This window comes from Affinundibacterium danionis (genome assembly GCF_042432465.1).
In the GTDB taxonomy this organism is placed as follows: Bacteria; Pseudomonadota; Gammaproteobacteria; order Burkholderiales; family Burkholderiaceae_D; genus Undibacterium; species Undibacterium danionis.
Genome location: NZ_JBHLXJ010000007.1, coordinates 344,696 through 362,672, shown reverse-complemented (window position 1 = coordinate 362,672; position 17,977 = coordinate 344,696). Strand labels below are relative to the sequence as shown.

Genomic DNA, 17,977 nt, shown 5'->3' with positions numbered 1-17,977 from the left:
CTGATGAAGGTCGTAAAAAATTCCTCATCAACTAGAGAAAAATCAATTATGCGGTTGTGAATTCACCACATAGCCAACGCAGTAATCACAAGATCAAGTCGCAAGATCAGATATTGATGACGGCTTATTTTGCATTTGCTTGTTCAAGAAAAGGGCATGCATTAAATAGTAGGACTTACGCAAAATCGTACCAGCTAGGCGTGCCGACGAAGGCATTGCTTTAGCACCTTAGTTTAGCTTAAGTCGGCAACAACAACGCTGGGACGGTTTTGCGTAAGTCCTAAATAAAGATGTGCTTCAAGCATCACATCTGTGTCACAAACACCTACTACCTTATATCTACTAACTCATGCTATGGTCATAGACAACGCTTAGTCACTAGAGCGTCGTTGATACTATGCGTGTTCCGACTTAAACTGGCGGCACCACGACTCGCTTTTTACTAGAGACAATCCATTTTCCTATAGCAGAGCGCTTCATCTTTCTAAACAGAAAAGTCACGATTCAAATGAATAGCCATAACAAAAAAAGTACCAGAAGACATTTCCTGAAATGGATGGCACAAACCAGTGTCGCCTCCACCAGCATGTCGGAGCTACCTACCAGTATCGCCAAAGCACTCGCGATTGCACCGAGTAGTCCTAGCGGGAGTATTCAAGATGTCAAGCACGTCGTGATTTTCATGCAGGAAAATCGCTCTTTCGATCATTATTTTGGTTGCTTAAAAGGGGTGCGTGGTTTCGGCGATCCTCGTCCTACCTACACACGACAAGGCAAACCCGTTTGGCAGCAGAATATTGAGTACGGACGCTTTCAATTGCCTTTTCCATTAAGCGCGGGAGGCGATAACGATCCAGCCTTTGACCGCAGTCAATGTCTACCCAAAGACCTGCCGCACAACTGGAAATACAGTCAGAAAATGTGGGCGCATTATGATGTTTGGGTACAAGAAAAAGGCAGTATGTCTATGGGCTATTTAAGCCGCAAAGAACTACCGTTTTATTATGCGTTGGCAGATGCTTTTACTATTGGTGATGCTTACTATGCCTCGGTATTTGGCCCGACTGATCCAAATCGTATGTTTCTTTTTTCCGGCACCAATGGTGTTTCAGTTGGACGAGATGGTCGCCATACTTTATCGAATGTAGATGATGGCAATGAGACCTCTTGCATGTCGCGCGACAAGAAAGAATGGAAATCACCTTACCTCTGGACTACTTATGCAGAGCGCTTAAGTCAGCATGGCATCAGCTGGAAGGTTTATCAAGAATATGATAACTATGGTGATAATTCACTGGCTTACTTTCCGCAATTTCGTAATCTGAATTTAGATGATCCTGCACAAAAAGATAGATACCAACGTGGCCGCGCCTACGCAGGCGAGACCTCGCAATTAGACGCAAAAGGCTTACCGCTAAATACCAATCCACCGGATGCGCAGGCGCTAGTCGATTATTTTGCACAAGATGTACGCTCAGGTAATTTACCAGCAGTGTCGTGGATCGTTGCACCGACCAAATTCTGCGAACATCCAGAAAAAAATCCACCTGGCTATGGAGAGTCTTTGACCTCGCGTATCCTTGATGTGCTGACTGAAGATTCTAAAGTGTGGTCGCAAACAGTACTGCTTTTGTGCTACGACGAGGAAGGTGGTTTCTTCGACCATATGCCCCCGCCAGTCGCTCCAAGTTCTCGCAATCAAGGCTATAGCACGGTATCAACTGAAGGTGAAATTAGCGTTGGAGAAGCATTTGGGCTTGGGGCACGACTACCGTTTATGGCGATATCACCGTGGAGTCGTGGCGCCTATGTCTGTTCTGAGGTGTTCGATCACACCTCGATTTTACGTTTTCTGGAACAACGTTTCGGCGTCATGGAACCGAATATTTCCGCTTGGCGTCGCAGTGTTTGCGGTGATTTAACTTCCATGTTTGATTTTCAACGACAAGATAACCAGCGTCCCGAACCACTATTCAGCACACCACATCAACACTACATAGAGAATGCGCAACGCAGTTGTAATTCAGTGAAAAGCAGTTTGCCGCTCAATACGACTAGCTTGCCACAACAAGAACGAGACGCCACTGAATCACCCTTTGCGAATACTCGTCCAGCTCGCGCAACTAACTATGTATTGGAAGTTAATGGCGCATTTCAAAAAGAAGCGGACTGCTTCGCAATACAGTTGAATAACACAGGAAAATCTGGTGCAGTATTCACCGTTTATGCAAATGGGCACAATGCTGGGCCTTGGTATTACACGATAGGAAGCGAAAAAAACTTTACAGAAACTTGGTCTTTAGATGATTTCGCGAGTCGACGCTATGCCTTGCGTGTGTTCGGGCCAAATGGTTTTTTGCGTGAATTTCAAGGGGAACAACGGCATCAAATTGAAGCGCAAATACAAACTTTGGACAGTAATTCCCGTGTTGCAGACCAAAGCCCTGTGCTTAAATTAATTCTGTCAAATGCTAGCGCTCAAACACAAACACTATTGGTTACGGATACTTTTTATGGCGCGCCAGAGCAAAGTATTCAGCTAGCCCCTTTCAGTAGTCAGACCTTGTACTTCAACCAGGAAAATAGTTTCGGCTGGTACGACATACAAGTACGTTTAGCTAATGACAAAGTTTATCTGCGACGCGTTGCAGGTCATATAGAAACTGGTCGTCCTAGTCGTAGTGATCCAGCCAATGGGAAATTTGTTTTATCAGCATCCGCTAGAAATTAAGCCTGCTCGACACCGTCAAACGAGCGCGCACCAGAATTACTCACTCAATAGTTCTGGTGCCAACTCAGTGCATTCTTTCAATGTCTGCAATACGATGTTTGAGCGAATATCCAGGACTCCGGTCGTTTTATACAAGCGTTCCAACACAAATGAGGAATAATGTTTCAAATTACGAGCGCGTACACGCAATAAATAATTCGCATCACCGGTAATAATGTAAGACCCCACTACCTCAGGCCAACTTTGCAAAGCCGCAGAAAAGCTTTCATGCCAATGCTCCACGTCACGCCGCATCGTGACTTGAACAAAGGCATCCACTTCCAAGCCAAGCACATTGGTATCGAGAACCGCACGGTAATGACTGATCACACCGCTCTCCTCCAACATGCGAACTCGGCGTAAACACGACGAAGGCGAGAGAAAAACTTTCTCCGCCAGATCTTGATTGCTAATACGACCATCCGCTTGTAGCAGCTGTAAAATTTTTAAATCGGTAGGATCTAGTTGCATACGAATTTTTCCATCACTTTTAGTCTCCAAGCTTACATATTATTCTAGTTTTTCGTAAAAACATGCGGTAATTTGCAATAATGCATCAAGAAATTTAGCATAAAATATCTTTCTCATCAATTATTGATAGCAAGCACTTAGATAAGCTAAGTCACCACGTTTCGCTGACATCTAATCCAGCAGCTCAGCACGGGTATTGGGTCCATGTTTTTCAAAGTGGCTTCATGCAAAAAATCAGCACAAGAATTAGGATAAATAATGAATAACACCGAACAAATCAGTACGCTGAGAACAGATTGTCTGGCACTCGACCAGCAAGACCCTCTCGCAGCTTTACGTCAGCAATTTCAACTGCCATCGAACATGATTTATCTCGATGGTAACTCGCTCGGCGCGCAGCCCAAAGCCGCACTAAACCGTGCTACCCAGGTCATACAAGAAGAATGGGGCATGGATTTAATCAAGAGCTGGAATAAAGCGGGTTGGTTTGACCTACCTTCAAGATTAGGCAATTTATTAGCGCCACTCATCGGTGCGAAAGCAGAAGAAGTGGTGATTACCGATACCACCTCAATCAATTTGTTTAAAGCAATCGCTGCTGCCCTGCATATACAATCAGAAGCGAGCGATGCAACGGTGCGTAAAGTGATCATTACCGAGCGCAGCAATTTTCCTACCGACATCTATATGGCCGAGGGTTTAACGCGATGGCTAGATCGTGGTTATCGCTTGCATTTGATCGACTCACCAGAAGAATTAACAAGCGCAATCAATCACGAAACGGCTTTAGTCATGCTGACCCACGTGAATTATCGCACCGGATATTTATACGATATGGCAAGTGTGACCCATTTGGCCCATCAACATGGCGCCTTATGTCTATGGGATTTGGCTCACTCTGCTGGAGCGGTAGAAATCGATCTACATAGCGCCAATGCCGACTTCGCGGTCGGTTGTTGCTACAAGTATCTGAACGGCGGTCCAGGTGCGCCAGCCTTCATCTGGGTACCACAACGACATCAAGCTGCATTTCAACACCCGCTCACTGGTTGGTGGGGGCACGCTGCGCCATTCGCGATGCAACCAACTTTCGATGCCACTCCCGGAATACGCCGCGCATTATGTGGTACCCAACCTATCGTATCGTTAGCCATGATTGAGTCTGGCTTAGACATTTTTAAGCAAACCACGATGGCGGCGATACGCCAAAAATCCCTAGCCTTAACCGATCTATTTATCCAATTAGTTGAAACGCGCTGCGCCAGTCATCCTGTGACTTTAGTCACACCACGCCAGCACCAACAACGCGGCAGCCATGTCAGCTTTCAGCACGAACATGCCTATGCCATCATTCAAGCGCTGATTGAGCGCGGCGTGGTTGGTGATTATCGCGAGCCTGGCATTATGCGTTTTGGTTTCACGCCTTTATACACTAGCTTTACTGATGTCTGGGATGCAGCGGAGCATCTGCGTGACATCCTTGATCGGCAAGATTATCGCGCTGACATACGAAGAAACGCCGTGACCTAGAACAAAGCTCACATCTATGCTCACATCTGACCAAACACTTTAGCAAGCACCATCATGAACGATCAAAATCAAACACCAGAGGGCAAATGTCCCATGTCTTGGCATGGCGCCAAACTCGATTTCACTAACGATATGAGCTATGGCGACTATTTAGGCTTGGATCAAATCCTCAGCGCTCAACATCCACGCTCGCCCAATCACAATGAAATGCTGTTCATCATTCAACATCAAACCAGTGAACTTTGGATCAAGTTGATGTTGCATGAACTACATGCGGTACGTGATCAAATTCGCCTCGGTGATTTACCACCGGCATTTAAGATGTTGTCGCGTGTAGCCCGTATCATGGATCAACTGGTGCATGCATGGGATGTACTAGCAACCATGACCCCCAGTGAATATACCGCCATCCGTCCCTACCTCGGCAATTCTTCTGGCTTTCAATCGCATCAATATCGAGAACTGGAATATCTATTAGGGAATAAAAATGCAGCTTTATTGCAAGTACATGAAAAATCTAGCGAAGCGCATGCGAGCTTAGAATCCGCTTTACGATCGCCGTCCATCTACGACGAAACCATCATGTTTATGGCACGGAATGGCTTCACAATTGACACCGCACGATTGCAACAAGACTGGACCTTGCCGGTGGTTGCCAATGATTCAGTCAAGTTAGCATGGCAAAAAGTTTATCAAGCACCTGAACAGCACTGGATGTTTTACGAGCTTGCTGAAAAACTAGTCGACATGGAAACCGCTTTTCGCATCTGGCGCTTCCGTCATGTAACGACTGTGGAACGCATCATTGGCTTTAAAACCGGTACCGGTGGAACTGCTGGTGTCAGCTATTTGCGCAAGATGTTAGATGTCGTGTTATTTCCGGAATTGTTCTCTATCCGCACAGAACTGTAAGCGCCGCCTGCTGACACACCTGCAAAAACTGGTGATAAGTATTCAAAACCTTACTTATCGCCAGTCACATATCTTCTATTTACATCGAATTCTATGAATCGCATGCTTGATTCATACACCGCTAATTTGCTTGTTTACCTCTAAGTAAACAAGGCAAGCCTAAAAATCTACACCACTTTTGTGCGTGGTTAATACGCACACAGCGCATCTCAAAATTTACATAAAAACATTAAAAAAGCAGTCTAAGATCTTCATTCTTAATGATTGCTGCACCGCACATTAGCCATTCAATTTCAACAAAATCTGCCACCCGTGCAGGCCTGATTTTGGCCACATTTGTTGTAAAAATGATGCAGCCTTTGGTTACAAAAAATTTATTTCGCTTGGGTGACTAGCCGAGTCTCAATAAGTTTCATTGATGAAATTTATTTTTTTGATTAGAAATAAATGTGTGAAATTTATTATTTCAACTTAACATGTTAAAAATTTCCAACTAAAATTTCATCTCTATTCAGAATAAAATTCTGAATGGCGACATTTTTTTAAAACAAAAAGTTTAGACATCCTCATCTGTCCAATTGCCAAATTTTTTCATTCTATAAAAGTGGTATTGAAGAATAAACTGGTATTAATTTGGTTCCATCAAGCAAGTGTTGTTTTTCATACTTGCACCATTTTTGCTGGCTTGACACCCAAGCGAGGCAAGTGGTCTCATTCCTCGTGAATGTTTTTTCAGGGCAATTTAGATAACTTTTTTTCGTCTGTGTATTCGATTTGATAAATGTAAGTAGTAATGGGGGTTTATCAAGTGCAAACAAAAAACGTAATTTGAAATTCAAATTCCCCCCCAAAAAATTCATTTCCAATAAGCCTTAAAAAAATACTAAAGATATTTTTAAAAACGCATTTTTGTTGTTCATTAACTGGAGGAAGTTAACATGATAGAAAAAAAATTGTCCCGCTCAGTACGCCTGATGTTTGCAAGTGGCGTGGTGTTGGGAGCAGGCATGCTTGCGCAACCTACATTTGCGCAAGATGCCGGAACACAACGCATTGAAATTACTGGTTCGTCTATTAAACGAATTGCCAAAGAAGGGGCACTTCCAGTTCAAACTTTGAGTCGTAAAGACATTGAACAAACTGGCGTAACGAATGTCGCTGATTTAGTCGCTGCCTTACCTGCGATGCAAGGGTTTATTACCGCATCGGCCTCCGTCAACGGTGGTGGCGGTGGTGTGCAAACAGCGTCAATTCATGCAATTGGCACCGCTTACACTTTAGTCTTATTAAATGGTCGTCGTATGGCACCATACGGTACGGGTAGTGCGGTCAATTTGGCTAGCATTCCATTATCTGCTGTTGAACGTGTTGAGATTTTGACCGATGGCGCATCGACCTTATACGGCTCTGATGCTATCGCCGGTGTGATCAACTTTATTCTCAAAAAGAATCAGACTGATTTCGTCGTCGAAGCAACTTTAAATGCCCCACAAGAAGCGGGTGGACGTAGTTCCAACTTCTCCCTTTCTAAAGGTTTTGGTGATTTAACGACAGACGGATATAACTTACAAGTTTCATATTCTCACGATGAGCAAACTGCACTTAAAGCAAATCAACGTGATTTTTCTAAATCAGGTGTTCGCAAATTCAGTGACGGCGGAAAAAACTATGCAATTTATCAGACAAGTATTAACTCTATCCCAGCCGTAGTTGATGTTTACAACAATAATTTGCCACCAGATGATGCCAATCTTGATGCGTTCTCTCCTGATTTCATCAAAACAGGCAAATGTAACGGCCCTAATACATTCCAACGCGGAGAATTTTGCCGCTATGACTATGCGGCAACTGTTGATCTGATTCCCAAATTAACTAGAGATAGCATATTCGCAAACGGTAGTATTAAATTGAGTAATGAAACGACACTGTTCGGCGAAGCCGTCATGTCACGTTTCACGAGCCGCGCTCAATATGCAGCACCAGCTCAACCATTAACCATTTTCAGCACTGATCCTATTACCAAAGTTAAAACAGTTAACCAGAACTATATTGGTGCTTACAATTCAACTGTCGTTCCTTTGTTAACGGCTCGCGGTGTAAAAGCATCAGATCTTACTGATGCCTTCTTCTATTTCCGCGCCTATGATGCAGGTGGACGTGCTGATGACTACAAAACAGATGCCAATCACTTAGTGGTCGGTATTGATAGTAATTTAGCTGGTTGGGACTATAAAGCGACTTATACTCATTCAGAAAATACTCAGAAAGATGAAGCTGTTTCTGGTTACATGAGCTCAAACACATTTAATGCATTAGTCAAGTCTGGTGCATTCAATCCATTTATCATGAACCCGAACGCGTCCTCCATTTTGGCACCAGCGGTCTTACACCAAAATCTGCTCACAACAAAATCTAAAATTGACGTGTTAAGTGCGAATACGTCGAAAGAATTGTTTGCAATGTCAGGTGGTACAGCATCTTTAGGTATGGGCGTTGACTTCACAAAACAGTCATACCAAGATCAGTACAGCTCCATTTCTAAAGGCCCTGGACCACAAAATCCAGACAAGAGCTGGACCGATACGCAAATTGGCGGCGGTACAGGCGCGCAAGATTTGGATGCGACTCGCCAAAGCTGGGGTGCTTTTGGTGAAATGTTGATGCCAGTAATTACGAATTTAGACGTTACTGCAGCGGTTCGATATGATAGCTATGAAGCAGTTAAAAAGAACAATACTACTTACAATACGGATGGCAGTGCTGCAGCGCCAGGAGAGCTTGGCAACGCAGTATCTAAAGCGACTTACAAGTTATCTGCTCGCTTCCAACCAACAGAAACTGTATTATTGCGCGCATCCTATGGTACGGGTTTCAAAGCACCAACCATGAACAACGTTGCTGATCCAGTCAAAAATGCGGGTTCATCCAGCTTCTTCCCTTGCCCAATTACGAATCCAACCGACTATCGCTTCCCATACTGCCGTGGTGCTCAAGAATACGGTTTGTTGACCAAGGGTAATCCAAACAAAGGCGCTGCTGGTTTGAAAGCTGAAGAGTCAGATCAAATGGCTTTTGGTATCCGTTTTGAGCCAATGAAGAGCCTGACGGTAGGTTTCGATTGGTGGGATGTTAAACTGAAAAATCAGATCCAATCTTTGTCACAAGATCAGATTTATACTACGCCAGCTTTGGCTGATAAATATATTCAATTGTATTTTGATCCAATTCAAGGCTCAAAAGTAATTGTTGCTCAATTATCACCTGTCAATTTGGCGACATCACACTATCAAGGCCTTGATTGGGATGCAACTTACAGAACACCAACTCCAATTGGTGCATTGTCAGTGAACTGGTCTGGTACATACATGCTAAAAGCTGAGCAAGATGTTCCTGGTGTTGGTTTAGAGAAAAGCGTAGGCCGTTTTGATTCTTCAGACAATGTGGTTTTCAAAATCATTTCTAGAATGGTATTCGCATTGAAATCCAGCGATATCGTGTCTAACTCATTAACGGTTAACTACCACTCTGGCTACCGTGATAAAGTAATTGCTGCTGATGATGCTTAATTACGTTTTGTCAACGCAGATGGTACCGTTGGTGGTTTAGCAGGACTCGAAAGAAGCGTTAAGAAATATTTGACTCTTGACTGGCAAATTAAAGCAAATGCTTCTAAAAACTTGACTTTAACTGCAGGTATACGCAACTTACTCAACCAAGATCCTCCATTATCGATTCGTAATACAGGTGGTGGTAATCAGGTTGGCTATGATGGTCGCTACACAGATCCACTCGGCCGCACAGTGTATATGACTGGCAACTTGAAGTTCTAAGCGCCATTAATACCTAAGCTGGTATAGATTAAGCCCTAAGGAAACTTAGGGCTTTTTTTATGTTGACGTCATTCACTACCATCTACCACCGTACATTTTAGGAGTGCATAGAATATGACGACAAAACACGGAACTCTACAGTCATCACATGGTCTGAGCTAAGACTCTTTTTACATAGTCAATAACAATATTTCTAGAGGACTTCTATGCGTCAACGCCTACTTTTTTCTATTATTTCTGGTCTGTTTGCGACCTCATTCAGTGTCCAAGTTTTGGCACAGGGTATAGCGCCTGCCAGCAAAGCGTCTGCGACTGCTCAACAAAGTAAAATCAAAGCCCCATCAAAAAAACTGCAATCCGGTATTGATCTGCAATGGATAGATAAAAGCGTTCGTCCACAAGACGACTTTTTCCGTTTTATGTCTGGGAAATGGTTAGATACTGTGGAAATACCTGCGGATCGCGGTCGCTACGGCGCATTTGATCAATTGGCTGAATTATCCGCAAAACAATCAGCAGCGATTATTCAACATTTGGCAACGCAAACCGAATTAAAACCGGGCACTAATCAACAGAAAATTGCTGATCTTTACAATAGCTTCATGGACGAAGCCCATTTAGAAACGCTAGACATCAAGCCCTTACAAGCCGATTTCGCGCGTATTCAACAGCTCAAAGATAAAGCGGAATTACCCGCCATGTTCGCTTATCTTGCTCGTATCAGTGTCGGCACACCGATAGGTTCTGGCGTCACACAAGATGCGAAAGATTCTTCAAAATATACAGTCTCGGTAGGTCAAGGTGGTTTAAGCCTGCCTGACCGCGACTACTATTTAAAACTTGACGACGCAAAATTTAAAGCCATACGTGCAGCATATCTAAGCCACGTAGAAAAAATGTTGTCTATGGCAGGCATTAGCAATGCGCAACAAGCTGCTGCTTCGATTATGGCGCTCGAAACAGAAATCGCCAAAATCCAATGGAGCAATGTAGAAAATCGCAATCCAGTTAAAACTTATAACAAAGTTGAAATCGCTAAACTGGGCGACTTGTTGCCAGGATTTGACTGGAACAACTATTTTGCTGACATGGGTACGGGCGGCAAAACGGATTCTGTCATTGTCCGCCAACCCAGTTATTTAACGGGTTTAAATAAAGTCATTCAAGAGACTTCAATCGATACTTGGCAAGCTTATTTCAATTGGCGCGTACTCAATGCCTACGCCCCCTATTTAAGCAAACGTTTCGTAGACCAAGATTTTTCATTTTCGAATGTAACACTGCGTGGCATTCCAGAAAATCAGCCGCGCTGGAAACGTGGTGTTAGCCGTGTCGAAGAAAGCTTATCGGAAGCTCTAGGTCAACTTTATGTTGAGAAGCATTTCCCTGCCGAAAATAAAGCACGCATGCAGGTCTTAGTGAACAATTTACTGCTTGCTTACAAACAAAGTATAGAAACTTTACCTTGGATGGGTGAAGCAACGAAGAAAGAAGCGCTCACCAAATTATCAAAATTCACTCCCAAAATTGGTTACCCAGACAAATGGCGCGACTACAGCAAATTAACTATCGTTAAAGGCGATTTAATTGGCAATATTAAGGCTGGCCGGGCTTTCGCCTACCAACGTCAAATTGATAAACTGGGTAAGCCAGTCGATCGTAGTGAATGGGGTATGAGTCCACAAACCGTCAACGCCTATTACAATTCACGTCAAAATGAGATCGTATTCCCAGCTGCGATTTTAATGCCACCATTCTTTAATCCTGACGCAGATGATGCGGTCAACTACGGCGGTATCGGTGCAGTAATTGGGCATGAAATTGGGCATGGTTTTGATGACTCTGGCAGCCAATCGGATGGTGATGGCAATCTGCGCGATTGGTGGACAGCAGAAGACAAAGCGAACTTTGGAAAAGTGACCGATGCCCTCGTCGCGCAATACAGTAACTACAGCCCCATCGAAGGTTACAAAGTAAATGGCAAACTGACTCTGGGTGAAAATATTGGCGATAACGCTGGCTTGTCCATCGCCTACAAAGCTTATCAGTTATCACTCAATGGTAAAAAGCCGCCAGTGATCGACGGGTTTACTGGTAATCAACGTGTCTTCATGGGTTGGGCACAAGTATGGCGCGGCAAAGCCCGTGATGCAGAAACCATTCGTTTGTTAGCTACTGACTCACATGCACCCGGCATATTCCGCGCCAATGGTCCGCTCACCAACATGCCTGAGTTTTATCAAGCTTTCGATGTCAAGGCTGGCGATAAAATGTACGTAGAACCGGAAAAACGTATTCGAGTTTGGTAATTTCAGGCAATTCGAATTCAAGGAATTACAACGTGTAGTAATCAACAAAAAGCGGATCACATGATCCGTTTTTTGTTTTCTAATTCAACATTTTTTACTTCACTAAAGAAACGAATTAACTCACAGGCGCTGCCAAACCTGCCAACGCTCTTTTCCTTCGAACACGGCTAGAGAATCGTTCACATCGGCGTCTTCCAAACACGTAAAATACGGCTGCATTAATGTTGCAAATTCTTGTGGATGAGTACGGAACGGTGGGCCTTTTTTACTCGCGCCTTCAGTATCGTCCAACAGAAAAAAACCAATCAGCTGACCACCAGAGGGTAACAGTGCGGCCCAACGCGCCACCACGTCCTTGCGCATCGCCGGTGGCAGAGCACAAAAGAAAGCACGTTCATAAATCAATGTCAGCAGCGCTTCAGCAGAAAACTTAAAAAAATCTGCTAGCTGCACGCGCTCTGCCCATTTCCCGACTTGTAATTTTGCGGTGGCCACCGCCGCGCTGGAAAAATCAATTGCAGTCACTTGCCAACCGGCTTCAGATAAGAATCCTAATTCATGCGCATGACCGCATCCAGGAATTAAGCAACGATGAACTCCGTGTTGCGACACCTCAGAATGGTTTACAAAATCCTGTAAGGCCTGCGGTACCGCACCACGATTCCACGGTGTAAAACCTTGTTGAAAGCGTTCATCCCAAAACGCGGGATGATTCGGATCACGATTAGAGAATTGAGGCGGCATGCTACTGTGTTAAGACGTCATGCTACCGTGAACATAAAAAAGTTCACATAAGCAAAAGTCAGAATAACACCTGCTAACACACCAACACCGACATAGACTATCGTTCGAAGTAAAGAATTAGTCGCTCGTTGCTCTGCAATCAAACTCGCCAGTAGAGCCTCATTATTGCCACCTTCTGCGGCACGACTCAAAGCCTGATGAGCTAGGCGTGGTAATTGCGGAAAAATATGACTGTAACGCGGCGCTTCTGCTTTCAGCTTATCCATTAAGCCGCGCCAGCCAACTTGCTCACTCATCCAGCGCTCCAGATACGGCTTCGCCGTTTTCCAAAGGTCGAGGTCGGGATCGAGTTGACGCCCTAGACCTTCGATATTGAGTAAAGTTTTTTGCAGCAAAACTAATTGTGGTTGCACTTCGACGTTAAAGCGACGCGAAGTTTGAAACAAACGTAATAGAACCTGACCAAAAGAAATATCTTTTAATGGACGATCAAAGATAGGCTCGCAACAAGCGCGTACCGCGGCTTCCAGCTCATCTACGCGGGTTTCCTTGGGCGCCCAACCTGACTCGATGTGCGCCTCTGCAACACGCTTATAATCTCGGCGAAAAAAAGCTAAAAAATTCTGCGACAAATAGTCTTTATCGTAATCATTGAGAGTCCCGACAATACCAAAATCGAGTGCGATATAACGCCCTAAAGTCGCAGGCTCGGTCGATACCAAGATATTCCCCGGATGCATATCCGCATGGAAAAAACCATCGCGAAAAATCTGGGTAAAGAATATCGTTACGCCATCACGCGATAACTTCGCGAGATCGACACCCGCTTCTTGCAGTTTATCGATTTGCGAAATCGGGATACCTTTCATGCGTTCCATCACAATCACAGATGGTGAGCAATAATCCCAATACATTTCCGGTACGATCAGTAAATCAGAATCAGCAAAATTACGACGTAACTGACTGCCGTTCGCTGCTTCGCGCATCAAATCTAATTCGTCGTGCAAATATTTATCGAACTCGCCAACCACCTCTTTGGCTTTCAAACGCCTGCCGTCCGCCCATAAAAACTCTAACCAACCCGCGGCGATTTTCATTAACGCCACGTCACGATCTATCGTATCTTTCATCCCTGGACGCAATACCTTGACCGCAGCTTCACGACCATCTTTGAGCGTAGCAAAATGCACTTGCGCAATCGATGCGGAAGCGACTGGCACGCGTTCAAAACTGGCGAATAATTGATCAGGATGCGCGCCAAGTGACTTGGTAATTTGTGCCACCGCCAAATCCGGATCAAATGACGGCACGCGGTCTTGTAGCAAGGCCAATTCATTCGCAATATCGGGTGGCATTAAGTCACGCCGGGTTGACAGCACCTGACCGAACTTCACAAAAATTGGTCCCAGATCTTCTAAGGATTTGCGCAAACGCTCACCGCGAGGAGCGGATAAGTCACGCCAGAACAAAATTGCTTTAATAACTTTGGCCGTGCGCGGAATGCGCAAACCAGACATAGCGATCTCATCGATGCCGTATTTCAGAACGATGCGAACAATTTTAAATAGGCGCAGAGAGTTTAAAATCATTGCTTGCTTACCTTCATTTTTTCCAATTTTTCTATTCTTTCAAGGCGTTTCATCAAACGCTCGACATCATCACGCGTCTTGTTCACTTGTTCGCCAAAAGCGCGCACGGCTTGTGGTCGTACCAACATAGGGTTTTCTTCTAAAAAATATTCGGCCAGATTTTCTTGTAGATTTTGATGCGTGCGCTTCGCGTTTTCGAGGATACTTTTTCCCGTCGCGACCATACGCACTGCCGCAACATCACCAAATAACTTGCTTAAGTCTTCTTCCGCTTCCCAGCGCAAATCCTGACTCAATTGCGAAAGCGTATTCGCAAAGTCGGCATCGCCCTCTATCTTTACATAGGCCACGGCACGCTCACGATGTTGCGCAATCAAAGGCAAGTCAGCAGGTTTGATCCGCAAAGTGACTTGATCTGGAGTCGCTTGTTCTGTGCGCTCATCTGCCGCTAGCAACAAGCCATCCGCACCGACTTTGACGCGCAACTGGAATAATTCAATATCAATACAAGCCGTCTTGCCTTGATGTTTTTGCAAACGCGCTGCTGCCCATGGTTCTTGAGCCAACAAATGGTTCACAAATAAAATAAAAGGGGTAGAAATCATAGGTAAAAATAAAAAAACCGCGCATGACACCATGCGCGGTTCTTAGTTTAACAGCAAACCCTTAAAAGACCTTCAATCCGGCCAATTTCAAGCGTTTTTATCAGATACAAGTTTGTCCGAAAACAAAGCTGTACCGACATTCGACCAACTAGTTCAACTGCTGAATACCTGCCAACAACCAGCCAGATTGACCATTGATCGGTTTTGCCAAATTCCATACTTCAGCAAATGCTTCTGGATTGGTCGCGCCGCCTTCTTTGATCATACCCGTGAATTTGACACTAGCGATGTAATCATAAGCTTGCGTTTCTATGCCTAATAACTCTGCGTCCAATGTCACTACATCGGTTTCATTCTTCGCATTACCACGGTCTTGCAATTCCAATTTCATTTCAGCAAACATCTCAGGTGACGTGAACTCACGGATATCGTTCATATCGCCACGATCCCATGCCGCTTGCAAACGAATATAGTTCGATTTTGCATGACGCAAGAAACCCGTCACATCAAAGTCGGCTGGAATTGTCCAGTTGCCTTGGTTGGCCAATGGCACAGAACCTGAGCCATTCAAATTCGCAGCGCTAACAGAAGTTGGCGTCGTGGATGTATATGCGGCGGCTGGCGCCTGTTGCTGAACAGGATCAATACGTGAGCCAATTTCTGGCAAGGCGTTGTTATTTGACATGCCAGCGTAAGCAGGCTGTTGATTAAACATGCTAGGTGCATTGCCCGCTTTTTTGCGAGTGAAGAAACGGAAAGCCATGAATACCAGCAAGCCGATAATGGCGAAAGTCAAAATAGAACCCATCGCACTCGCCAAAGCACCGCCCATACCCAAAGAAGAGAATAAGCCTGCCAACAAAGCACCGCCGATCAAACCGCCGACAATACCTTTCCAAGGGATGGATGGCTTCGGTGGTACCGCTGGTGTTGCCGCATTAGGCGCACCTGGTTTGGCAGCTTGCGCTGGATTCGCCGCATTCGCTGCTGGTGCTTTTTGTGTGACGTTATTCGACTGACGTCCAAATGAGCTACGTTTACCCATGCGCTGCGCATCGGCGTCAGCGACGATCATGGTCGTGGCACCAAACAACAAAGCGATACTTAATAAAATATGTTTCATGTGAATCTCCTTTTTGTACTACCAACACTATTCCAATAAAACTACTGGTTTATAACTTAATCCCTGTGTGTAGAGCCGCGACACCTGCGGTCAAATTAAAATATTCCACACGTTCCAAACCTGCTTCTTGCATCATGCCTTTGAGCGTTTCTTGATCGGGATGCATGCGTATCGATTCTGCTAGATAACGATAACTATCGGCATCATTGGCGATCTTTTGCCCCAGCCACGGTAAGACTTTAAACGAATACAAGTCATACGGCTTTTGCAAAACTTCTGGCACTTTAGAAAACTCCAGTACCAACAATTTTCCACCCGGCTTTAAAACCCTACGCATTTCTGCCAGCGCCTGATCTTTGTGCGTCATATTGCGCAAACCAAATGCGACGCTGACGCGATCAAAATAATTATCCGGAAACGGTAACTTCTCTGCATCGCACAACAAAGTTGGGGTAATCAATCCTTTATTCAAGAGACGATCACGACCAACGCGCAACATCGACTCATTGATATCGGTATGCCAAACTTCCCCCGTTTTACCGGCCTGCTTAACAAATTCTTTGGCCAAATCGCCAGTTCCACCAGCGATATCCAAAACTCTAAATCCTGGACGCACGCCCGCTTGTGCAATCGTAAAAATTTTCCAGATACGATGCAAACCAGCAGACATCAGATCGTTCATGACATCATATTTCGCAGCGACCGAATGAAAAACTTCCGCTACTTTATGGACTTTTTCTTCTTCAGCCACCGTGGTGTAACCGAAATGGGTAGTCGTCCCATCCATTTTATTTACTTGCTCGCTCATCTTGGTACTCTGCAGAGAATGAAAGATTAGGATTTCTACGCGGTGTTTCAGACTTGTCGACGAGACTGAAACTGCGTTACTAGAAATCGACAGGCGGGATTATAGAGCCGAATCTGGAATCCGACTCGGACTTAGGTCAATATTTCTGCGGTAGAAATTTCAAAAAATTACCTATGAACCGCATTTCGGTCCAGTTTTAGGTGCGGGAACCGCATCACGCCCTGCTTCACCGGCATAACCAGCCGCTTGCAAGCGTGCCAAATAGTCTTGCCACAATACTGATTGATGCGTGCCTAGCCAATACAAGTATTCCCAGGTAAAAATGCCGGTACTGTGATCATCAGTAAAAATCGGCTTGATCGCGTAATTGCCGACTGGCTCTATCCCCGTGATACTGACCAAGCGCTTACCGATTTGTAAGACTTCTTGGCCTTCACCATGACCACGTACTTCGGCTGATGGAGAATACACACGCATGAGTTCAAATGGCAGTTCAAAACGCTTGCCGTCATCGAATTCGATTTCTAACAAACGCGATACCGTTCTGGCATTGAGTGCGGTGGAATGGACTTTGTGGGTGATTGGTGGAGGTAGATGGTTCATGTTTTTTTATTCGATAGGGAATTGTTTTAGTCGACTGCAGACGAGATTTCCGTCATTCCTGCATGCTTTTAGCAGGAATCCAGTGTCTTGCGTTGATCAAGCTACGCCACTGGGCTCCTGCCTTCGCAGGAGCGACACTTAATATTTACGCAAATATTTTAAGACATGCTGATACTTAGGTCCGGTGCAAGCCGTGCCGCACAAAAATCGATCTCGCTTGCACGAAGTTTGGGTGGCGCGGGTTGCACCCGCCCTACATTTTAGATTGCAAATTCACGCCGAATAACTTCACGCAAAGCGGGCAACAAAGCGCGTTTAGCATCTACTTCGGCAGAAGTTCTATCCGTCGCCGCCCACACAGGATTCGGAAAATGCGCATCGTCTTGGTAGCGTGGAATCACATGCCAGTGCAGATGCGGCACCATATTGCCTAAGCTGGCCAAATTGATTTTATGTGGCTGCATCACATCGCGTATCGCCTGTTCGACTTTGCACAGCGCTTGCATCATGGCGGAACGATAAGGGATGGCTAAGTCCGTCATTTCTTTGACATGCGCATTCCAGATCACCCGACAAAATCCGGGGTAGTTCGCGTCGTCGATTAAGACGACGCGAAATTTTTCGGTCTTCACGATCAACTCGCCGCCATCCACTTCACATAATTCACATTGCATGGATCTCAC

The 17,977-nt window shown here is 45.0% G+C and carries 14 protein-coding genes; 6 read left to right on the top strand and 8 right to left on the bottom strand.

Annotated features, from left to right (window positions below; all coding sequences use genetic code 11):
* The first annotated feature begins 508 nt into the window (after nucleotides 1-508).
* Nucleotides 509-2,731: a phosphocholine-specific phospholipase C gene (locus ACFFJH_RS07260; RefSeq protein ID WP_390211297.1), complete on the top strand. Its 2,223-nt coding sequence runs from the start codon at nucleotides 509-511 to the stop codon at nucleotides 2,729-2,731.
* Between the two features lie 36 nt (nucleotides 2,732-2,767).
* Here ACFFJH_RS07260 and ACFFJH_RS07255 read toward each other — a convergent pair whose 3' ends face one another.
* Nucleotides 2,768-3,241 carry an Lrp/AsnC family transcriptional regulator gene (locus tag ACFFJH_RS07255; protein WP_390211296.1) on the bottom strand — a complete coding sequence of 158 codons (474 nt, stop codon included), beginning with the start codon at nucleotides 3,239-3,241 and terminating at the stop codon, nucleotides 2,768-2,770.
* Nucleotides 3,242-3,499: 258 nt separating this feature from the next.
* Between ACFFJH_RS07255 and kynU the strand changes: the two genes are divergently transcribed.
* The 5 genes from kynU to ACFFJH_RS07230 all read left to right on the top strand — a co-directional run bounded on the left by kynU (nucleotide 3,500) and on the right by ACFFJH_RS07230 (nucleotide 11,822).
* On the top strand, nucleotides 3,500-4,771 hold the full coding sequence (gene kynU, locus ACFFJH_RS07250; protein WP_390211294.1) for a kynureninase: 1,272 nt from the start codon (nucleotides 3,500-3,502) through the stop codon (nucleotides 4,769-4,771).
* Between the two features lie 54 nt (nucleotides 4,772-4,825).
* Nucleotides 4,826-5,683 carry a tryptophan 2,3-dioxygenase gene (kynA, locus tag ACFFJH_RS07245; RefSeq protein ID WP_390211293.1) on the top strand — a complete coding sequence of 286 codons (858 nt, stop codon included), beginning with the start codon at nucleotides 4,826-4,828 and terminating at the stop codon, nucleotides 5,681-5,683.
* A gap of 938 nt (nucleotides 5,684-6,621) precedes the next feature.
* The gene (locus ACFFJH_RS07240) at nucleotides 6,622-9,249 is read left to right on the top strand and encodes a TonB-dependent receptor plug domain-containing protein (protein ID WP_390211292.1); all 2,628 of its coding nucleotides are present in this window, start codon (nucleotides 6,622-6,624) and stop codon (nucleotides 9,247-9,249) included.
* A gap of 69 nt (nucleotides 9,250-9,318) precedes the next feature.
* Nucleotides 9,319-9,513 (top strand): hypothetical protein, encoded by a 195-nt coding sequence (locus tag ACFFJH_RS07235; protein WP_390211291.1) that lies wholly within the window; start codon nucleotides 9,319-9,321, stop codon nucleotides 9,511-9,513.
* A 206-nt stretch (nucleotides 9,514-9,719) separates the two neighbouring features.
* Nucleotides 9,720-11,822, top strand: a complete 2,103-nt coding sequence (locus ACFFJH_RS07230; RefSeq protein ID WP_390211290.1) for a M13 family metallopeptidase — start codon at nucleotides 9,720-9,722, stop codon at nucleotides 11,820-11,822.
* Between the two features lie 120 nt (nucleotides 11,823-11,942).
* Here the strand turns inward: ACFFJH_RS07230 and ACFFJH_RS07225 are convergent, their stop codons facing one another.
* The 7 genes from ACFFJH_RS07225 to ACFFJH_RS07195 form a co-directional block, all read right to left on the bottom strand.
* The gene (locus ACFFJH_RS07225) at nucleotides 11,943-12,566 is read right to left on the bottom strand and encodes a methyltransferase domain-containing protein (protein ID WP_390211288.1); all 624 of its coding nucleotides are present in this window, start codon (nucleotides 12,564-12,566) and stop codon (nucleotides 11,943-11,945) included.
* A gap of 17 nt (nucleotides 12,567-12,583) precedes the next feature.
* Nucleotides 12,584-14,155 (bottom strand): ubiquinone biosynthesis regulatory protein kinase UbiB, encoded by a 1,572-nt coding sequence (gene ubiB / locus ACFFJH_RS07220; RefSeq protein ID WP_390211287.1) that lies wholly within the window; start codon nucleotides 14,153-14,155, stop codon nucleotides 12,584-12,586.
* Entirely contained in the window at nucleotides 14,152-14,760 is a 609-nt protein-coding gene (locus ACFFJH_RS07215; protein WP_390211286.1) for a ubiquinone biosynthesis accessory factor UbiJ, read from the bottom strand. The genes ubiB and ACFFJH_RS07215 overlap by 4 nt, the downstream gene beginning before the upstream one ends.
* A 148-nt stretch (nucleotides 14,761-14,908) precedes the next feature.
* Nucleotides 14,909-15,883 (bottom strand): Tim44 domain-containing protein, encoded by a 975-nt coding sequence (locus tag ACFFJH_RS07210; protein WP_390211285.1) that lies wholly within the window; start codon nucleotides 15,881-15,883, stop codon nucleotides 14,909-14,911.
* 49 nt (nucleotides 15,884-15,932) lie between these two features.
* Entirely contained in the window at nucleotides 15,933-16,691 is a 759-nt protein-coding gene (gene ubiE, locus ACFFJH_RS07205; protein ID WP_390211284.1) for a bifunctional demethylmenaquinone methyltransferase/2-methoxy-6-polyprenyl-1,4-benzoquinol methylase UbiE, read from the bottom strand.
* Nucleotides 16,692-16,862: 171 nt separating this feature from the next.
* The gene (locus ACFFJH_RS07200) at nucleotides 16,863-17,294 is read right to left on the bottom strand and encodes a gamma-butyrobetaine hydroxylase family protein (protein WP_390211282.1); all 432 of its coding nucleotides are present in this window, start codon (nucleotides 17,292-17,294) and stop codon (nucleotides 16,863-16,865) included.
* Between the two features lie 260 nt (nucleotides 17,295-17,554).
* Nucleotides 17,555-17,968, bottom strand: a complete 414-nt coding sequence (locus ACFFJH_RS07195; RefSeq protein WP_390211281.1) for an HIT family protein — start codon at nucleotides 17,966-17,968, stop codon at nucleotides 17,555-17,557.
* Nucleotides 17,969-17,977: the final 9 nt, after the last annotated feature.

Excerpts from the sequence above, each read along its gene's own strand:
- ACFFJH_RS07255 (WP_390211296.1), bottom strand. The coding sequence starts at position 3,241 with ATGCAACTAGATCCTACCGATTTAAAAATTTTACAGCTGCTACAAGCG.
- ACFFJH_RS07215 (WP_390211286.1), bottom strand. The coding sequence starts at position 14,760 with ATGATTTCTACCCCTTTTATTTTATTTGTGAACCATTTGTTGGCTCAA.
- kynA (WP_390211293.1), top strand. The coding sequence starts at position 4,826 with ATGAACGATCAAAATCAAACACCAGAGGGCAAATGTCCCATGTCTTGG.
- ACFFJH_RS07200 (WP_390211282.1), bottom strand. The coding sequence starts at position 17,294 with ATGAACCATCTACCTCCACCAATCACCCACAAAGTCCATTCCACCGCA.
- ACFFJH_RS07210 (WP_390211285.1), bottom strand. The coding sequence starts at position 15,883 with ATGAAACATATTTTATTAAGTATCGCTTTGTTGTTTGGTGCCACGACC.
- ACFFJH_RS07240 (WP_390211292.1), top strand. The coding sequence starts at position 6,622 with ATGATAGAAAAAAAATTGTCCCGCTCAGTACGCCTGATGTTTGCAAGT.
- ACFFJH_RS07225 (WP_390211288.1), bottom strand. The coding sequence starts at position 12,566 with ATGCCGCCTCAATTCTCTAATCGTGATCCGAATCATCCCGCGTTTTGG.
- ubiE (WP_390211284.1), bottom strand. The coding sequence starts at position 16,691 with ATGAGCGAGCAAGTAAATAAAATGGATGGGACGACTACCCATTTCGGT.
- kynU (WP_390211294.1), top strand. The coding sequence starts at position 3,500 with ATGAATAACACCGAACAAATCAGTACGCTGAGAACAGATTGTCTGGCA.
- ACFFJH_RS07230 (WP_390211290.1), top strand. The coding sequence starts at position 9,720 with ATGCGTCAACGCCTACTTTTTTCTATTATTTCTGGTCTGTTTGCGACC.
- ACFFJH_RS07260 (WP_390211297.1), top strand. The coding sequence starts at position 509 with ATGAATAGCCATAACAAAAAAAGTACCAGAAGACATTTCCTGAAATGG.
- ubiB (WP_390211287.1), bottom strand. The coding sequence starts at position 14,155 with ATGATTTTAAACTCTCTGCGCCTATTTAAAATTGTTCGCATCGTTCTG.
- ACFFJH_RS07195 (WP_390211281.1), bottom strand. The coding sequence starts at position 17,968 with ATGCAATGTGAATTATGTGAAGTGGATGGCGGCGAGTTGATCGTGAAG.